At 45.0% G+C, this 16,860-nt stretch carries 15 protein-coding genes; 2 read left to right on the forward strand and 13 right to left on the reverse strand.

All coding sequences use genetic code 11. The features are described from left to right. Window positions 1-71 precede the first annotated feature (71 nt). The 9 genes from QM351_RS03885 to QM351_RS03925 form a co-directional block, all read right to left on the reverse strand. On the reverse strand, window positions 72-1,397 hold the full coding sequence (locus QM351_RS03885) for an ATP-binding protein (protein WP_414326630.1): 1,326 nt from the start codon (window positions 1,395-1,397) through the stop codon (window positions 72-74). Beyond that, complete coding sequence (locus QM351_RS03890) at window positions 1,394-2,047, reverse strand: response regulator transcription factor (protein WP_009731294.1); 654 nt, start codon at window positions 2,045-2,047, stop codon at window positions 1,394-1,396. Before QM351_RS03890 ends, QM351_RS03885 begins: the two co-directional genes overlap by 4 nt. A gap of 70 nt (window positions 2,048-2,117) precedes the next feature. Then, window positions 2,118-3,494 carry an ABC transporter permease gene (locus QM351_RS03895; RefSeq protein ID WP_154859044.1) on the reverse strand — a complete coding sequence of 459 codons (1,377 nt, stop codon included), beginning with the start codon at window positions 3,492-3,494 and terminating at the stop codon, window positions 2,118-2,120. A gap of 12 nt (window positions 3,495-3,506) precedes the next feature. Next, window positions 3,507-4,148 (reverse strand): ABC transporter ATP-binding protein, encoded by a 642-nt coding sequence (locus tag QM351_RS03900; RefSeq protein ID WP_003011497.1) that lies wholly within the window; start codon window positions 4,146-4,148, stop codon window positions 3,507-3,509. A gap of 6 nt (window positions 4,149-4,154) precedes the next feature. Continuing rightward, the gene (locus tag QM351_RS03905) at window positions 4,155-5,417 is read right to left on the reverse strand and encodes an ABC transporter permease (RefSeq protein WP_003011342.1); all 1,263 of its coding nucleotides are present in this window, start codon (window positions 5,415-5,417) and stop codon (window positions 4,155-4,157) included. A gap of 181 nt (window positions 5,418-5,598) precedes the next feature. Then, window positions 5,599-6,237, reverse strand: a complete 639-nt coding sequence (locus QM351_RS03910) for a YesL family protein (RefSeq protein ID WP_371610405.1) — start codon at window positions 6,235-6,237, stop codon at window positions 5,599-5,601. Between the two features lie 104 nt (window positions 6,238-6,341). Further along, a complete protein-coding gene (locus QM351_RS03915) occupies window positions 6,342-7,904 on the reverse strand; it encodes an extracellular solute-binding protein (RefSeq protein WP_031575601.1) in 1,563 nt (520 codons plus the stop codon). 9 nt (window positions 7,905-7,913) lie between these two features. Then, complete coding sequence (locus tag QM351_RS03920) at window positions 7,914-8,810, reverse strand: carbohydrate ABC transporter permease (RefSeq protein WP_049475288.1); 897 nt, start codon at window positions 8,808-8,810, stop codon at window positions 7,914-7,916. A gap of 15 nt (window positions 8,811-8,825) precedes the next feature. Further along, complete coding sequence (locus tag QM351_RS03925; protein ID WP_021153492.1) at window positions 8,826-9,743, reverse strand: ABC transporter permease; 918 nt, start codon at window positions 9,741-9,743, stop codon at window positions 8,826-8,828. Between the two features lie 195 nt (window positions 9,744-9,938). Between QM351_RS03925 and QM351_RS03930 the strand changes: the two genes are divergently transcribed. Further along, on the forward strand, window positions 9,939-11,606 hold the full coding sequence (locus QM351_RS03930; protein WP_414326634.1) for a sensor histidine kinase: 1,668 nt from the start codon (window positions 9,939-9,941) through the stop codon (window positions 11,604-11,606). Next, window positions 11,587-13,131: a helix-turn-helix domain-containing protein gene (locus QM351_RS03935; protein WP_371610403.1), complete on the forward strand. Its 1,545-nt coding sequence runs from the start codon at window positions 11,587-11,589 to the stop codon at window positions 13,129-13,131. The genes QM351_RS03930 and QM351_RS03935 overlap by 20 nt, the downstream gene beginning before the upstream one ends. A 42-nt stretch (window positions 13,132-13,173) precedes the next feature. Here the strand turns inward: QM351_RS03935 and QM351_RS03940 are convergent, their stop codons facing one another. The 4 genes from QM351_RS03940 to QM351_RS03955 form a co-directional block, all read right to left on the reverse strand. Then, window positions 13,174-13,371 carry a DUF3272 family protein gene (locus QM351_RS03940; RefSeq protein WP_003002577.1) on the reverse strand — a complete coding sequence of 66 codons (198 nt, stop codon included), beginning with the start codon at window positions 13,369-13,371 and terminating at the stop codon, window positions 13,174-13,176. Window positions 13,372-13,409: 38 nt separating this feature from the next. Further along, window positions 13,410-15,086, reverse strand: a complete 1,677-nt coding sequence (gene dnaX / locus QM351_RS03945) for a DNA polymerase III subunit gamma/tau (protein WP_414326637.1) — start codon at window positions 15,084-15,086, stop codon at window positions 13,410-13,412. Continuing rightward, a complete protein-coding gene (locus QM351_RS03950; RefSeq protein ID WP_324252723.1) occupies window positions 15,086-15,583 on the reverse strand; it encodes a GAF domain-containing protein in 498 nt (165 codons plus the stop codon). The genes dnaX and QM351_RS03950 overlap by 1 nt, the downstream gene beginning before the upstream one ends. A 485-nt stretch (window positions 15,584-16,068) precedes the next feature. Continuing rightward, complete coding sequence (locus QM351_RS03955; protein ID WP_414326640.1) at window positions 16,069-16,749, reverse strand: YoaK family protein; 681 nt, start codon at window positions 16,747-16,749, stop codon at window positions 16,069-16,071. Between the last annotated feature and the right edge of the window lie 111 nt (window positions 16,750-16,860).

The following is a 16,860-nucleotide window of genomic DNA, read 5'->3' on the forward strand; positions in this document are numbered from 1 at the left end:
ACTCAACCACTGCGTCTTGCTCAACAATCCAAAAATAATTGAGAGGCTAGGACTTTTGTCCCAGCCTCTTTTTATTCTTGTGGCTCCTTGGGCAGTTCCATACGGAAGCGTAAGCCCATAGCCGTTTTATCAAATTGATAGGTCAGTTCTTCATGGTCTAGCAAATGTTGGACCACGAAGAGTCCCAAGCCACCTTCCTTCTTCTGGCGGCTAGCGGTCATTGGCATCTCAGCGGTCTCTATCATTTCCTGACTGGTATTTTCAACAGCCAAGTGCGTCCCTTCTTCTTCGAGCCGGAGCTGGATCTCTCCACCGGCATCCGAATGTTTGACGGCATTACTAATGACATTTGAGAGGACCAATTTCAGAATGGCTGGGTCCATATAAACTGCTTTGTCAGGAATTTGGTTGTCAATCGTGAGCGCGCGGGATTGAGCCAAGACCTTGTACTGGTCGAGGATCTGCTCTAAGACCTGATCCAGCTGGATCCACTCCTTGTCTCCGGCCAATTCTTGGACAGAGGACAGGGACAGGATTTCTAGGACGATCTGGTTCATCTCATCGACGATATTGAGGGAGACCGACAGATAGCGGTCCCGGTCCTTGTAGCGACCGATCTTATCCCGCATATTTTCTAGGATAATCTTCAAGCTGGCCAGAGGCGTCTTGAGCTCATGCGAAGCTCCCCGTAGGAATTCCACCTTCATCTGCTCCAACTTCAGATTTTCCTGTTTCTGCTGCTCTAGATTGTCGATCACCTCTAAAAGATGGTGATAGAGGTCGTTGATCTGTTGCTTGAGAACGCCAATCTCATCCTGCGAATGAATGGGAAGACTAGCTGTCCGATCCAAGCGCTTCATCCGCTTGGTCATCTGCTTGATCTCAAGGATCGGAGCGGAAATCATGCGGGCATAGAGATAGGAGGCAATCAACGACAGAACAAAGGAAGCAAGGAGACTATAGGGAAGAAAGCCCAGACTGATGTCCCGCGCTTCCTTTTGCGAATCGATAGTCGCTAAGAATTGCAAGGTCAAGTCCTTCCCCTCTTTCGTCTGAATCTTTCGCTCTTCAATGACCAGGGAATTGTTCTGGCTATCAGGGTTCACGAGCAGGTCATCCTTGACCTCTAGGGCATTTTGTTTTTGCTTTCCTTTGATAGACACCTTGATATCATTGGTCTTGGAATAAAGGTCGATGACCGACTCAATGGTCCCTTCTTCCTGGCCCTGGAAACTCTTAGCCAGAGCTTGCGATTTCTTCAAAATCGTCTGGCGCTGGGACTCGATATAGGTCGATGGAAAAATAAAGTAAACCGAAGCATGTAGAAGAATGACTAAGCTACTAAAAAGGGCAAAGGTGATCAGAAAGATTTTTGCAAAGATACTCCGTTTGGTCATGGTCTCTCCAATTTATAGCCGACATTGCGTACCGTAACGATACAGTCCAGCTCCAGTTTTTTTCGTAGTTCCTTGATATAGACATCGATCACCCGATCAAAAGGAATCTCCTCTGTCTCCTTCCAGACGGCATCGAGGATCTGAGAGCGGGTTCGGGCCTTGCCCTCATGCTGGAGCAAGTATTCCAAGATTTCCAACTCCTTGGCATTCATGGAAATGGCTTGGCCTGCTAGGCTGGCTGTGTAGCTCTCAAAATCCACCCGTGCCTCTCCATAGGTGAAGACCCGGGAAGGTTGAAGCTTTTTAAAAATAGCTTCGATTCGGACCTTCAAGAGGGACAAGGAGAAGGGTTTTTCCAGATAGCCATCTGCCAACTCTCCAAAAGCTGTCAACTTATAGTCCTCGTCATGGAAGGCCGTCAGCATGAGGACAGGGACTGAGCTGGTCTTCCGGATGGTCTTGAGAACTTCCAAGCCATTGAGGATAGGGAGCTGGATATCCAGCAAGACCAGATCTGGCGCTTCTCTGTGAAAGAGGTCCAGAGCCTCCTGCCCATCACCTGCTTCAAAAACCTCATAGCCACATTCCATGAGATAGTCGCTCATCCCTTCGCGAATCAGGACTTCATCTTCTACGATTAGTATCTTCATACACTTTCCTTTATCTAAGAACTTCTTCTACCTCCTATTATACCCTATTTCTATTTTAGGAAACAATCTCTTATTCAACATCCACCAAGAGTTCCTTTGGTTTCTTATGCAAGAGCCATTGAGAAGAAAGGATAGATACCAGGATCAAGAGCAACCCACCGACCAAGACAATCACCAACAATTGGCTCGGTTGGATATCCATATGGATATCAGTCAGGGTCTTACTGAAGCTTTCTGCCTCAGCTCCTCCACCAAGGTTGGCTGCAGAGGATTCTTGAGCCATTTGTTTGGCAATGCCACTGGTTACGTTCTTAAGCACCGTATCTCCGACTCCTTTGGCAAGAAGGCCTGCGACTCCATAGGAGAGGAGGAAGGCTGGGATGGAAATCATGACCAATTCTGCCACGAATTGCCCCGCAATCTGCACCTTGGAGAGTCCTAAAGCCAGCAAGATACCCACTTCTCTGCGACGGGCATTGAGCCACAAGACGAGGAGAAGGGTGAGAAGCAAGCTAGCAAAGATGAGGCTGCCGATAAACAAGTAGTCCGCCACTTGGAACATGCTGCTGATGGATTTTTGCAAGGCTGGGTAGTTGGAAGAGCTCTTGACTAGGTCATAGTAATTCCATGGGATATCCAAGGCTTTGATTTTTTCGATCAATTTATCGAGGTCCTGATCCCCCTTGGCAAAGAAGGTCGCATCCTCATAGGTAGCTGTTTGAACAGTATTGCCATAGAGCTTGGCAGCTGTATCTAGGTCAGAAATGAGGGTATCTTCATACAATTCTTGGGCGTAAGTTAGAGGAGCTTGGTTCTTCCCTGAGAACAGACCCTTAATGGTTACTTCGACAGTTTCATTGGCCCCTTTTTCATTGTCAGCGTCGTAGAGATTGGACTTGAGACGCACCTTATCGCCCACCTTGAGACCATTCTTTTTCGCCAAATCTTCGTGCATGAGGATTTGGTTTTTGTCCTTGTCTGTCAGGTGCTCTCCTTGGACCAGCTTGTAGGCTCCAGAGACAAATTTATCTTCTTTTGAAGAGTCATTGACCCCTGTCACCATCAGGGTATTCTTGAAGTGCTTGGCCCGCTCTGGAGATTGATTTTGCAGGGTTTCTTCAGTCTCAATGATCTCGTGGTCTAGGATATCTGCGATGGCATTGATCCGCTTGATGGAGGAGGTGATCCCCTCTACCTGGCTGATTTTTTCGATATCTTCTCCTCTGAGATTCCCAGCTCCCCGAGGGGTTCCCGGATTGGTCCTGCGATTGATCTGCATGGAGAAGCTATTGGTGATGGATCCCAGGCTTTCCGATGAAGCTTTTTGGGTCGCCCCCTTCATAGAGAGTCCGATCAAGCTCAAGGTCCCCATGAGGAGAATGATGGCAAAGAGCAAGAGAGACTTGGGCCATTTCCGTGTGATATAAGCAAAAGCATTGCGCAACATAGCATTCCCTCCTTACTTGCTCTTCTCAACGAGGCTACGGCGACTCAATTCCAAGACCACATCGGAGGCCTCCGCCACTTCCTTGCTGTGGGTGACGACGATGACACATTTTTGACGTTCCTTGGCCAACTTCTTCAAAATGGCAATGATGTCACCGGCTGTCTGTTCGTCAAGGTTTCCTGTCGGCTCATCTGCCAAGATGACAGGTGCTTCTGAAACAAGCGCACGCGCTATGGCCACCCGCTGTTGCTGCCCTCCGGATAGTTGCAGGACATTGCGTTTGATTTGCGTTTCGTCCAATCCCAATTCCAAGAGAATCTCTTTCCCAGCTTGTTTGTTGACCAAACGGACATTTTCCAGTGGCGTCAAATAATCAATCAAATTGTAATTCTGAAAGACCAAGGAAACATGATGCTTGCGGTGGTAGCTAGCCCCTTTGGTCTGGATGTCCTCCCCATCAAAGAGAACCTGCCCCTTCTTGGGATTGTCTAGACCAGCCAAGAGGGAGAGGAGGGTTGATTTTCCTGCTCCAGACTGACCGATAATGCTGTAAAAAGTCCCATTTTTGAACTGATAGTTCACGTCTGAGAAGATCTCTTCTTGGTAGCTTTGGTAACTATAGGATACATGTTTGAGTTCTAACATAGATGTCATTTCTCCTTAACTCATTTTTGTTAATATTTCTTTTGGGGTCTTGCGCCAGATCATGCTGGTCGTTACACCGAGCGACAGAAGGATCAAGCACAAGAGGCTAGCATAGGCGATTCCTAAGGAAAGGCCTTGAGGGATTTGATGAAGCAAGTCTAGAGTCTGCTGTTGACCAGTCTGTCCGACAAATTGCTCTAAGAAACGATGGCTGATCATCCGCCCGATGAGAAAGGCCGGGATCAGTGCTAATAAGGATACCAGCACCACTTCTAAGAGGAACTGTCCAAAAATCCGGCCCTTGCTCTTCCCAATGGATAAGAGGACGCCGATTTCATGGATCCGCTCTCGTGTCCAGAGACTCAGTAAGAGAGATAGGGCACCGGCTCCCGTCACCAGAAGGACGATCATCATGATCCGTACCAGGCCTTCTAGGGTCTGAGAGGATTCTTTCATCTGGTCAAAAGCCTTGCGATCTTCGACCACGCGGAGAGACTGCCAATCCAGATCCAAGTTTTTGACTTGCTTCAAGAGGGCATCGATTTTCTCAGGATCTTTGACCCCAAAGGTGACCTGGGTCACTTCTTGCTGACTGAGACCAAGAAGCTTAGTCGCATCCTCATAAGGGAGGTAGACTTGATTCTCACTCAGATCAGAGGTCATCCCTGTGAATTTTTCCTGTTTCTTACCCGAAAAGATCCCAACGATTTTAAAGGTTTGCTCTTTGGCAGGAGTCTCTCCCATCTGAAAGCTGGATAAGGTCAAGGAATCTCCGACCTTTAGCTTGTTCTTCTTAGCCAACTCTTGGTGGATCAAGATCTGGCCGCGAGCCTTGTCGGATAAGTGCTTGCCTTGCACCAGTTGGAAACTACCACTGCGGAAATCCAAGTGCTGGTCTGTCTTCTGGGTAAAGACAGCGCCTAGCGCTTGCTTGGCTTCCTGCCCCAAATCGTCTCGCTCCACCGACTGCTGTCCCGTCACCGCTTCTTTATCAAGAATGCGAACGGGACTTTCATATTGAGGAACCATAGATCCAACTCCAGCTAGCTGCTGCACCTTTTCAGCTTCTTTCAGAGCAAAGGGAGTAGCCCCCTGCTTACTGGTCAGGGCAAAGCTGGTCCCAGCCGACTGTTTGATATGGTCCTCCAGCCTTCCTCCTACTTGCATCAGTGAAAAACAGAAATACAAGCAAGAGAGGATCAAGAGGAGAATTAGAAAGAGGACCAGATTCCTCGTTCTTTTTCGAGAAATATAGGCGATCGCCTGTTGTAAGAGCATGAACTCACCCTCCATTTCAAGGTCCACGGCAATGCCATGTGGACGCTTTCATCATTTGTTATAGTTATTATAGAAAAGAAATGTGAAATGTTTATGAAATAGAAAAAGTTTCCTAGATTTTCTAGGAAACTTTATTCGATTTAAATAATATCAGTAAAACATACGTCCCACTTGCTTGACTTTATTTTTCAAAGATTCCTCCTTCTTGGATCCTTGCAAAGATCTGATCGGTCAGTCGGACATTCAAGAAGCTCCAAAGAGCGAAACCACCAAAGGTAAAGAGATAAATAGCAGTCAGCAACCGTTCAGGACTACTAAGACTGATATAAACTACTGCCAGATTGAAGAAGATAAGAAAGATGGTTTGAATAGGATTTAAGAGAGCAATGAGGAAACTATTCAAACAGACCTTTCTTGTAGGGTCTTCAAAGAGGCCAATATAAGGGAAGATCAAGGTCATCCCTCCACATAGAAGGACGATAAAGGGAAGCAAGATCCAAATCCCATACTCACTTAAGAAGGCCGTATTTGAAAAAAGACAGTAATCCAAATAAAGAAGGGATGATAAGCCTAGGCAAGTCAGCCAAATCACCGTCGCTTGCTTGAAATTAGCGCGAAAGAGACGGAAAAAATGAAAGACGAGATCCGTATCTTCCCCTTTCAACAAGCGGTGCCACATGGTTGCTAAAGCGGTAAGCGATGCACCGATCGTGAAAATTGGAAGGCAGCAAACGATAAACAAGGTGTTCAAGATAATGATGTCTGTCAACCGGGTCAAGGTCTTGACCAAGCGTCCATCCAATGAAAATAATTTTTGCATCTTCTTCTCCTTGTTCTTCATCTCAATTTCTGCTACTTCCTCCAAGGAAGCACTCAGGGGCTTTAGGCCCCTGAGTTACTTACTTGAATCCATTTAGACTCCTGTTACTTCACTTCTTTTTGGTAACGATCATAGGCATCCTGTTGAATCTTCATAAAGTCATCAATGCCCATCTTCTTCAAGGTTGCTTTGTAATCGTCCCAATCCTTTTCGACGCCCCCTTCGACTACCCATTTAGAAGCTTGTTGGGTAACATAGGAGTTGATATCGACATAAATAGAGGACAATTTGTTCAATTCTTCTTGAGAGTAGATGACATTTGGATATGCTGGCAAAGCGTACTGTTTCAATTCTTTGTCCATCTTCAATTTGAGGCCATCACCTTGCGTTTGGTCGATGTCGACATGACTATTGATATCATCTGACACATATTTTGGTCCAAAGTCACGAAGGGAATTGATCCAAGCCCATTCATCGGCAGATTTACCATCTTTTGGAGCCAAAACCTTGTACTTGTCACCATCTTTTTCAGTCGCAATGCCAAAGGATCCATAGAAGTTTTGAATGCTGGCATCATCCGTGTAGAATTTATCCAACCATTTGAGCAATTTTGCAGGGTCCTTGCACTTATTCGTGATCAAGATTTCATTGCGTCCATAGTTCAAATGATCTGGGTCAGAAATGACATATTGTTTGCCATCAGGGCCTTTCAATGCTGGAAGAGGAGCATATTCGCTGGCATGTTGGCCGAAGGTTGCATCTGCTGTCCAACCACTTGATACACCGACACGTGCCACTCCCTTGTCCATCCGTTTGGCAACAGACATGGAGGTATCTTCTGTAAAGAGTTCAGGGTCGATCAAGCCTTTCTTGTAGGCTTCATGCATCGCCGCTATTCCTTGTTTATAACTTTCTTCCGTCCGGAGGTAGACCGGTTTGCCATCTTTGACGGACATTTCATAGGTATTATCTCCACCCAGACGGTTGTTGAATGGCAAGATATAAGAGAAGGTCGGATCAAAGTTACCAGAGCCAAATGGAATTTCATCATTGACATCGCCATTGCCATTAGCATCCTTGTCCTTGAAGGCTTGTAAAACAGTCACCAATTCATCATAGGTTTCCGGCATCTTCAAGCCAAGGTTGTCCAACCATTTCTTATTAATAAAGAGCTGGTTGCCGACGATTGGCCGCATTGGCAATTTCTTAGGTAGGCTGTAAATATGACCATCTGGGTTGGTCACCATGGCTTTTAATTTCGGTTCTTTTTCAAAGGCCTTGTTCAAGTTTGGCATATTATCCTTGATCAAATCTTCCAATGGAATGAACATATTTTGGTTCTGAGCGATTTCAGAATCCGTGAAGGCATTGGATCCCAAGAAAGCGTCTGGTAAATCTCCACTGGCAACAAGAACAGATTTCTTATCAGACCAGTCTGCAGCTACCATGGTATCCCATTTGATCTTGATACCTGATTCCTTGGCTGAATCATCTAGAAAACCTTTGTGATAGTCTTCCCCCCAATCCGACCAACGAACGGTCGTGATTTTGAAGGTGTTTCCATCATTCTTGTCATTGCTTGATTTATTTGTGGAAGCTCCACAAGCCGTCAATCCAGCTAAAGCAGCTGCTCCCAGGAGCAGATAGGCAAATTTCCTGTTTTTCATGATCTTCTCCTATTCTTTCAAGGCCCCTATCATGACACCTTGATTAAAGTATTTTTGGACGAATGGATACAGCATCATAATCGGTGCTGTTGAGATAACGATGGCTGCATATTTCATCATATCAGCCTTAATACGGAGGTCAGAAGCTACCTCCCCTGTTGCTTGCGATTGCAACATTTGATTACTAATTAAGAGACGGCGCAGGATCAGTTGCAGGGGTTGAAGATTTTCATTGGTCAAATAAATCAGAGCATTGAACCAAGAATTCCAGATCCCTACTGCTGTCCAAAGTCCAATAACGGCAATAATAGCCTTGGACAAGGGGAGCACGATCTTTCTGAAGTAATGAATGGTTCCGCACCCATCGATCTGGGCAGCTTCCCACATCCCTTCTGGAATACTATTGTTAAAGAAAGTCCGAGCTACAACAATATTGTAAGGAGATACTGCAAACGGTACAACCATTACCCAGAAGGTGTCGACCAATCCCAATTGTTTCACTGTCAAATAAATGGGAATCAAGCCCCCAGAGACAAACATGGGAACGATAAAGAAGACACTGACCCATTTCTTAGCAAAGAGGTCCTTTCGCGACAAGGCGTAACCAGCTGGGATATTAATGACCAGGGCAACGATGGTCCCAACAACCGTGTAGAGGATAGTGTTGAGATAGCTCTTTAGAAACAAAGGCTGTTCAATCAAGCGTTGATAGCCATCTAGTCGCCATTCCCTCGGGATAAACCAAACCTTACCAGTTGCCACATCAGACGGATTACTAAAGGAGGCAATGATAACAAACCACAAAGGGTAGACAATCAAGAGAATCAAGCAAATCGCTAGACCATAGATAAAAACATCAAAGAGAATTTCTGACTTGGTCTTTCTCGCATGTTGAAACAATTTCACAATTTCTCCTCCTTTCTAGAACAATCCTGTCTTGGTATAGCGTTTCGCAAACCAGTTGACCGACAGTAAGATGATCAAGTTGACCAAGGTATTAAAGAGACCGATCGCTGTCGAATAACTATATTGGAAATTAATCATCCCCACTTTGTAGACATAGGTCGAAATGATTTCACTTCCTGCCAGATTAAGTGGATTTTGCAAGAGCAAGACCTTTTCAAAACCAACACTGAGTAGGCTTCCTGCTCTGAGAATCAAGAGAATCATCGCCGTTGGTAACAGTAAGGGTAAGTCAATATGACGGATCTTTTGCAATCGACTCGCCCCGTCCATAGTCGCCGCCTCATAAAAGGTCGGATCAATGGCCGATAGAGCGGCTAGATAGATGATACTATCCCAACCGATATGTTGCCAAACATCGCTCCAGACATAGACACCTGCAAAGCTACCCGGTTTGGATAAGAGGGCAGGCATCTTTAAGCCGACCAATTTGAGGACATTGGCTAACAGTCCACTACTTGGAGAGAGAAAGAGAATAATCATCCCACACATGACCATGGTCGAGATAAAATGAGGCAAATAAGTTGTTACTTGAAAGATTTTTTTGAACTTGCCCACACGAATCTGGTTGCAAATAATAGCTAGAACAATCGGCAATGGAAAACCAACCAGAATACTGTAAATAGAAATTTTCAAGGTATTCTTCATGGTTGTTGCAAATTGGAAGGATGAGAAGAACTGGTTAAAATACTTGAGACCAGCCCAAGGACTTCCAAATATCCCAGTAGCGGGAGAGTAATCTTTAAAAGCGATGACTAGACCCGCCATAGGGATATAGGCAAATAAAATCAATAAAATAATCGATGGCAGGAGAAGCACATATAAAGGAATATTTTTCTTAAATTTGCTCTGCTTCGCATTTACTTCGCTTTTCATAAGGCCCTCCTTTTCTTTCTCCTCTATTTTATAGGAATCCTTTCCATCTTTATAGAACTTTTTCGTGCATCTTCATTCACTTTTCCGTTTTCTCCACACAAAAACATGCACTTTCCCGATTTTTTTTACTTTAATATCGGTTTTGTTCATGAATCCGTTTTCAAATAGTGCTATAATATATGTGAGGTGCTCATTATGAAAGCTATTCACAGAAGTACACGAGATCACTCGATTCAATTTTTTTCGCGCCTACTCTTTCTCCTCTTAGTTGTCAATACCTTGATCAACCTTTTGATTGGTGGGATTAGCCGAAATTTTATTAAACACCAAAATATGCTCCATTTAGAGGACTCGATTCATATCTATGCGGATTCCTTAAATACAGAGCTTCACTCCGTTGAGCGTTTTATGTACAGTACCATTAGTCACAACGACTATTTGACAGAGCTCAATACTCCGCTTGATTTCACAAATTTTCATGAAAATCTAAAAAAACTGCGGATTGATTTCACGGAGTTTCAGTACCAGATGGATAGCCCCATTACCTTTTTCATAGAGACAAAAGATATCCCACATTTTTTCAACGCTTCCAGTCTTCAACTGCCCTACCTGGACTATGTACAATTGAAAGATCATCTTAAAACCTATGACAAAGAAACAGACAAGACCCGTCAAAAATGGCAACGAATCAGCCTGAACCAGCATGATTATCTCTTGAAATCCCTTCATTACAAGGGCAAGGCTATCTATGCCATCATTTCTACCCAGGATATTTTAAGACCCTTGCAAAAGCTCAATATTGGAAAAAAAGGGCGCTTATCCATCGAACGCCCCAATCAGATCCATGCTACAGATTCCGTTATTCAAGCCGGTAGCAATCAAACCCACCTGCCTTTTGATCTGTATGTGACGGTCGATTACGGGGACGTTTTCCGTACAAATATCGTACTTGAAACCCTTCTCTCCTTGGTCCCTTTGATCATCGCCGTTCTCTCTACCATTCTGATCCTTTATATTCGTCAACGGATGATCCAACCGATGAAACGACTCACCCAACGCCTTTCTCAGCTAGACGCTGCTTCCACCAAGCTAGATGTGATCGAAGACCAAGGGATCTTAGAGATCGATCAGGCCAATCACAAGCTCAATCAGGTCCTGATCCATATGAAAGACCTTCAAATTCGAGCCTACCACGCGCAACTCAATCTCAAAAAAGTTGAACTCAATTACCTCAAAAATCAAATCCGACCCCATTTTTATCTCAACATGCTTTCCATGATTCACAGCATGCTCCAGACCAAGGACTATAAGGAAATCGAGGAATTGACCAAGGTGACTTCCAACTACTTGCGTCACCTCTTTCAAGCCAATCAAGATTTCAATCGCTTAGCAGATGAAATCCAACATATCCGAAATTACCTAGAAATCCAGAAAATCCGCTATGGGGACAGCATCCACTTTGATCTGGACTGGGATCCTGGTCTGAAAGATGCGGCTATTCCCCCTCTGCTGTTACAAACCTTTGTGGAAAATGCCATCAAACACGGCTTTTCTTTCCAAGATTCCTTCCACATCCAGCTTTCTATTCATGAAGAAGCAAACCAACACCTTGCCATTTGCCTTCAGGATAATGGTCCTGGTTTTAGCTCCGCTATCTTACAAGATCTAGCAGAGAAAAAATCCTTAGTCACAGAAGATGGCCACCACATTGGTTTGACCAATGCACGGGAACGACTAGATCTCCTCTATCCAGATCACTACATGCTTCAATTTTCAAATGGAACCCAGGGAGGGGCACGCATCCAACTGAGCCTTCCTTATGAACCCTACAAAGGAGACACACATGAATATCCTACTCGTTGACGATGATCGTTTTATCATTAAAGCCCTACAGGAAACCATCCATTGGGAAGCCTTGGGCATTGAGCAGGTATATACTGCCTCCAGTCTGAGCCAAGCCCAAGCCATCATTCAAAGTCACCCGATTGCCCTCATGATCAGTGATATCGAGATGCCACAAGGCAGTGGGTTAGATCTCCTAGCCTGGGTCCGGTCAGAAAAATATGACATTCAAACGATCTTCCTCACCAATTATGCTGATTTCAATTATGCCCAAAAAGCCATTGAACTCCAAAGTTTTGAATACTACCTCAAACCGATTGACCCCGACCGCTTAGAATTTATCATTCAAAAAGCCCTCAATAAGATCAAGCGCCACAAGAGTGCGACCCAATTAGCCCAGCAAGGGCAAAAAGAAGCTGAGTTTTGGCATGACTACTTGCGAAAACCGCGTCCATCTCAAGCAGAACAGCTCCTTCAAGAAGTAACAAAACTAGGCTATAGCCCCAAACCACATGAAGACTACCTCTTAGTCCTCATCACTCTCCACTTAGTTGAAGAAGACTTTCACCCCAGCGTCCCTTCTTGGCGCTTGCAGCTCCGCCATTGTATCAAGGAGCTCTCCCTGGATTTCCCTATCCACTACTGCGCCCTCAGTAAAATCGAAAGCCAGACCGATCGCTACCTCTGCCTCTTCAAAAAGAATCAGACTACAGAGTGTGCAGACTTCTTAAAAGCTATCCAGCAGAAGATCCAGCAAGACTTAGACCGATCCTCTATCCTTCTCTATTCAGACGCTATTTCCCTTGAGACGCTCTTGATGAAGGCTCTGCAACTCTGCCAATACAGTGAGGAACAAGTCTTCCATTGGGACAGTATCCAATCCTATGCTTCTTTGGCTCCACAACCTCAAAAGCCTGCTCATCGGACATCGCTCACTTTTACAAATCAGCTAGAGACAGAACAGCTCCTCCAAATCATCCATAGCTTAGAGAATCAAGATCGCATCCCGCTCTCAGCTCTGAGTGAACTCCAGCTAGACTGGACCCAGCAAATTGGGATTTATCTGGACAAGAACGGCATTCTCGCCCACAAGTTATTTCAAAACAAACACCATCAATTTCTCTTCGAACGGCGGTTTCATGCTATCGAAGCTTTTGAAGCCTATATTGGGGATTACTGGAGCTCTGCTCGCCATTATGTGATTGATCTAGAACACCAATCTAATCTCATCCAGCGGATCACCGACTACATCGACCACCATTACAAGGAGGATATCAGTCGCACCAAGCTGGCAGAGATGGTATTTCTTAGTCCAGATCATCTAGCACGGGTGTTTAAGCGCGATACCGGCGAAACCCTGGTGAAATACATCACTGATAAACGGATGGCCGCCGCAAAAGAGATGCTATCGCAAAGCGATACCCCTATTTACCAAGTTGCCCTCCAGGTGGGCTATGACAACTACTCCTACTTTACAAAGGCTTTTAAACAGAAGGTCGGCCTCTCCCCAGGAGATTACCGCAAGCAATGCCAAGAAGCCTTTTAAACAAGAAAAAAACCTTTGAAAAAGGATTTCTTTTCAAAGGTTTTATTTTCTTTTCTTTCTGATTTCTTTTTCAATGGCACTAGCAATTTTCTCCACCATATAGGCCGTCTGGAGATTGCGTAAGATCAAGAGGGCCCAAAAACATGCAAAGAGCATTTGACCCGCCATGGTCGCTTCATTGAAAAAATAAGTCTCCATAGCAGTAAAGACTGCTATCACTGCAAATTGTTTTCTATTCATAAAATTATTTTACCATGATTCAGTAAAAAATTCATGTATTAATCGTCTTGCAGAGTGATTTTATCGGATAAAAAGTGAAATTCCTCAGGAATGACACTTTCCTCTTCTTCTACCACTTCCGCTTTTTGCCCACGCGCCTTAGCCGAAAACTCTGCCCGGATTTGGGTCCATTCTTCCATCGAAACCGCTAAAATCTCTGGCGAGAAGCCAGCAGCATTGCTGAGGATATTTCCAAACATGGTATTGAGGTTGTCCCGCTTCATAGTCTGTTCAGCATTAAAGGCAGACTCAAAGGCTAAAATAGCGTGATTTTCATTGGCAGCGACCGGCTGAGATCCGATTAAGAGGGCCTTATCCGCACCTGCCAAGCTCTCGATGATTTCCCCCCAAGCGTTCTGAAGACGGATCAAGTTGGTCCGTGCCAACTCTGGGTTTTCAACCGCCTCTTGTAAAATGGCATTGACCTTGTTTCGATCTGCACGGTAGCCCTTGCTCGACTTGGTTGGACGAGTTACTGCCGGTTTTGAAGCAGGAAGACTACTACCTGATTGCGCTAACTGTTGCTTGAGTTGAGCGACTTCCTTCTTCAAGTCTTCCAGCTGAGCTAGCACATTAGAAGGAACCTCCACTGCTACTGAGTTAGTAGCTTGGCCCGTATTTTCAGCCAATTTAATGGTCATCATTTCAGTGTAAATTCGCGGTTGCAGACTATTTTTGATATCCGCTAGACTAGTCGTCGCCTGGTCAATCAGGGCAAAAAGACGGGCTTGATCGGCTTCAAGATTCGCCGCAAACAAGTCACTAGCGTGAGTGTTTTCTCCGCCTGTCTGAACAATCAAGAGATCTCTCAGGTATTGAAGTAAGTCCGTGACAAAGCGGGCCATATTCTTACCGTTATCAAAGATAATCGCCAGCTGGTCCAGCGCCGCTGTCGCATCATGAGCCAGTATGGCAGCCACGTACTGATCGAGCGCAGCTAGACTGATGGAACCGGTGATCTCTTCTGCGATCGCTGTCGTCAACTCACTACCCGCAGTCAGACTCAGGGCTTGGTCCAAAATGGACAAGGCATCCCGCATCCCACCTTCAGCGCGCCGGGCTATGATCTGAACAGCATCTGCTTCATAGGCAATACCTTCTGTAGCTAAGATGCTTTCCAAATGGTGAACGATATTCGGCAGTTTGATGGATTTGAATTCAAAGCGTTGCACCCGTGACAGAATGGTGGCTGGAATTTTGTGTAACTCCGTTGTTGCAAGGATAAAGACAACGTTTTCCGTTGGCTCTTCCAACGTCTTCAACAAGGCATTAAAGGCCCCTGTTGAGAGCATATGGACCTCATCAATAATGTAGACCTTGTGCTTGGCTAGACTTGGAGCATAGGTGGATTTGTCGCGAATATCTCGAATCTCATCCACCCCATTGTTGGAGGCCGCATCGATCTCGATGACATCTTCCAGGCTCCCATTGGTAATGGATTCACAGATATAGCAGTCGTTACAAGGTTCCCCATTGACTTGATTAGGACAGTTCATAGCCTTAGCAAAGATCTTGGCCACACTGGTTTTCCCAGTACCACGAGGACCCGAAAAGAGATAGGCATGGCTGATCTTCTCCTGCTCAACGGCCTGTCTCAATGTCCGTGCCACTACTTGCTGGCCGACCAATTGGCCAAAGGTCTGGCTACGGTATTTCCGATATAAAGCTTGATACATTAGTTCTTAACCCCAAACATCTTAAAGTCCCAGTTTGTCTTATCGATCAAGAGAGCGACAAACTTTTCTAAATACTCCTGATCCAGCTGATCGTAGTCAGAGACACACTCCGAATCCAGGTCTAAAACCCCAAGGAGCTGACCGTCCTTGACCATAGGCACCACAATCTCACTCATAGCCCGACTATCACAGGAAATATAGTTGGCATGCTGGCGCACATCATCGACAATGATGGTTTCCTGCTTTTGAGCTGCTTCTCCACAGACACCCTTTCCAAGAGCGATATGGACACAAGAAACACCTCCCTGAAAAGGTCCCAAGATCAATTCCGTTTGGTCATACAAATAAAAACCTGCAAAGACCGAACGAGGCAGGGCTTGATTTAAGAGAGCACTGGCATTGGACAAATTAGCCAAGGCATTGCTTTCTCCTGTTAAGAGAGCGTCTAACTGAGCCAGCAAGAGCTGGTATTGTGATTCTTTTTCCGAATGTTTCATACCTTCCATTATACCAAATCTTTGCCCAAAAATTAAGCTTCAAACAGCGAAAGAAAAGAGAGTGGGACAGAAATCGGTAATTCGTTAGAATTCGATTTCGTCGTCCCACCTCTGCACAGTTGAGTAGGGCTGTAAAAGCTGATGAAATCAGCGTAGTAGAGCCCACTCAACCACTGCGTCTTGCTTGACAATCCAAAAACAATTGAGAGGCTAGGACTTTTGTCCCAGCCTCTGGAATATAGATAAACTAATTTTTAGTAAAATAAGTTAAGCGATTCTGAAAAGAGATAAAATCGAGGTCTCATTAATTTAAATTGATCAAGAATTACTAAACTTTCCGCTGTGAGAAAAGTGCCTGAAGCTTAACTGCTTCAGGCACACGGAATTATTGAGACCTTAGGCTCAATAATTAGTCATGGAACTTCTTAAAAGAAGTTCGCTGACGTCCGCACTCACCTAAGGAAAGTTTTTTATGATACCTTTATCTATTCATGCAGCCGATTGAAGTGAAAGACTTCAAAATATTGAATGGCCCGGTAGATTAAAAAGATAGTCAAGATGATGGACACTAGCCAAATGGTCTCTAATCCATAAAACTGAATCAAGTAGGTCGAAAAAATGGCCCCAAAGACGAAACTCCCGATCAAGCAGGTCATAAAGATAGCTTCCCAAAGGAATTTCTTATCCTTTTCTCTGACAAAATTCCCATAAGCTACCATGGTTTTCTTGAGATTTCCCGTCATAAAAGAGTGGTTGTAGGCGTAGCCATCCACTTCTCCAAAAGAGGTCGCTACGATTCCCAAACTCAGGCCAAAAAAAGGCACGATGAAGACATTTTTTACCGATGCTGGCAAAAATCCCGTTACCAAGGTTGTGAGGATAAAGGGTACTAAGGTACTGAGGCGCCAAACTGAATTGTCAATCAAGCGACGCAAAACCGTCATTAAAAAGATCCCCAGCATAAAGGCCAACATGGTCGCTAACTTTACTTCTACATCTGAGATCTGCTGGCCAATCAAACCAACCGATAGAAAGACCACATTCCCTGTCTGGCCTGCCGCCAAGGTCCCACCCCGACAGATAAAGGTATAAGCATCTGAAAAACCAGCACACATGGTCAATAAACAAGCGAACGCCTTGGTTCGCGAATGAAACTCCCTTTTCATTTCCATTCTCCCTAGGAAAAAGAGGGAGTAGTACAGAACGTTAAAAACATTTCTGGTACCACCCCCGCAACATTGATTGAGAACTCTTTCGAGCATTTAGGCGAATGACGA

The organism is Streptococcus parasanguinis (assembly GCF_047465465.1).
Classification (GTDB): Bacteria; Bacillota; Bacilli; order Lactobacillales; family Streptococcaceae; genus Streptococcus; species Streptococcus parasanguinis_AI.

Excerpts from the sequence above, each read along its gene's own strand:
- QM351_RS03940 (WP_003002577.1), bottom strand. The coding sequence starts at position 13,371 with ATGAATAGAAAACAATTTGCAGTGATAGCAGTCTTTACTGCTATGGAG.
- QM351_RS03890 (WP_009731294.1), bottom strand. The coding sequence starts at position 2,047 with ATGAAGATACTAATCGTAGAAGATGAAGTCCTGATTCGCGAAGGGATG.
- QM351_RS03885 (WP_414326630.1), bottom strand. The coding sequence starts at position 1,397 with ATGACCAAACGGAGTATCTTTGCAAAAATCTTTCTGATCACCTTTGCC.
- QM351_RS03950 (WP_324252723.1), bottom strand. The coding sequence starts at position 15,583 with ATGAAACATTCGGAAAAAGAATCACAATACCAGCTCTTGCTGGCTCAG.
- QM351_RS03925 (WP_021153492.1), bottom strand. The coding sequence starts at position 9,743 with ATGAAAAGCGAAGTAAATGCGAAGCAGAGCAAATTTAAGAAAAATATT.
- QM351_RS03930 (WP_414326634.1), top strand. The coding sequence starts at position 9,939 with ATGAAAGCTATTCACAGAAGTACACGAGATCACTCGATTCAATTTTTT.
- QM351_RS03895 (WP_154859044.1), bottom strand. The coding sequence starts at position 3,494 with ATGTTGCGCAATGCTTTTGCTTATATCACACGGAAATGGCCCAAGTCT.
- QM351_RS03955 (WP_414326640.1), bottom strand. The coding sequence starts at position 16,749 with ATGAAAAGGGAGTTTCATTCGCGAACCAAGGCGTTCGCTTGTTTATTG.
- QM351_RS03915 (WP_031575601.1), bottom strand. The coding sequence starts at position 7,904 with ATGAAAAACAGGAAATTTGCCTATCTGCTCCTGGGAGCAGCTGCTTTA.
- QM351_RS03900 (WP_003011497.1), bottom strand. The coding sequence starts at position 4,148 with ATGACATCTATGTTAGAACTCAAACATGTATCCTATAGTTACCAAAGC.
- QM351_RS03905 (WP_003011342.1), bottom strand. The coding sequence starts at position 5,417 with ATGCTCTTACAACAGGCGATCGCCTATATTTCTCGAAAAAGAACGAGG.
- QM351_RS03910 (WP_371610405.1), bottom strand. The coding sequence starts at position 6,237 with ATGCAAAAATTATTTTCATTGGATGGACGCTTGGTCAAGACCTTGACC.
- dnaX (WP_414326637.1), bottom strand. The coding sequence starts at position 15,086 with ATGTATCAAGCTTTATATCGGAAATACCGTAGCCAGACCTTTGGCCAA.
- QM351_RS03935 (WP_371610403.1), top strand. The coding sequence starts at position 11,587 with ATGAATATCCTACTCGTTGACGATGATCGTTTTATCATTAAAGCCCTA.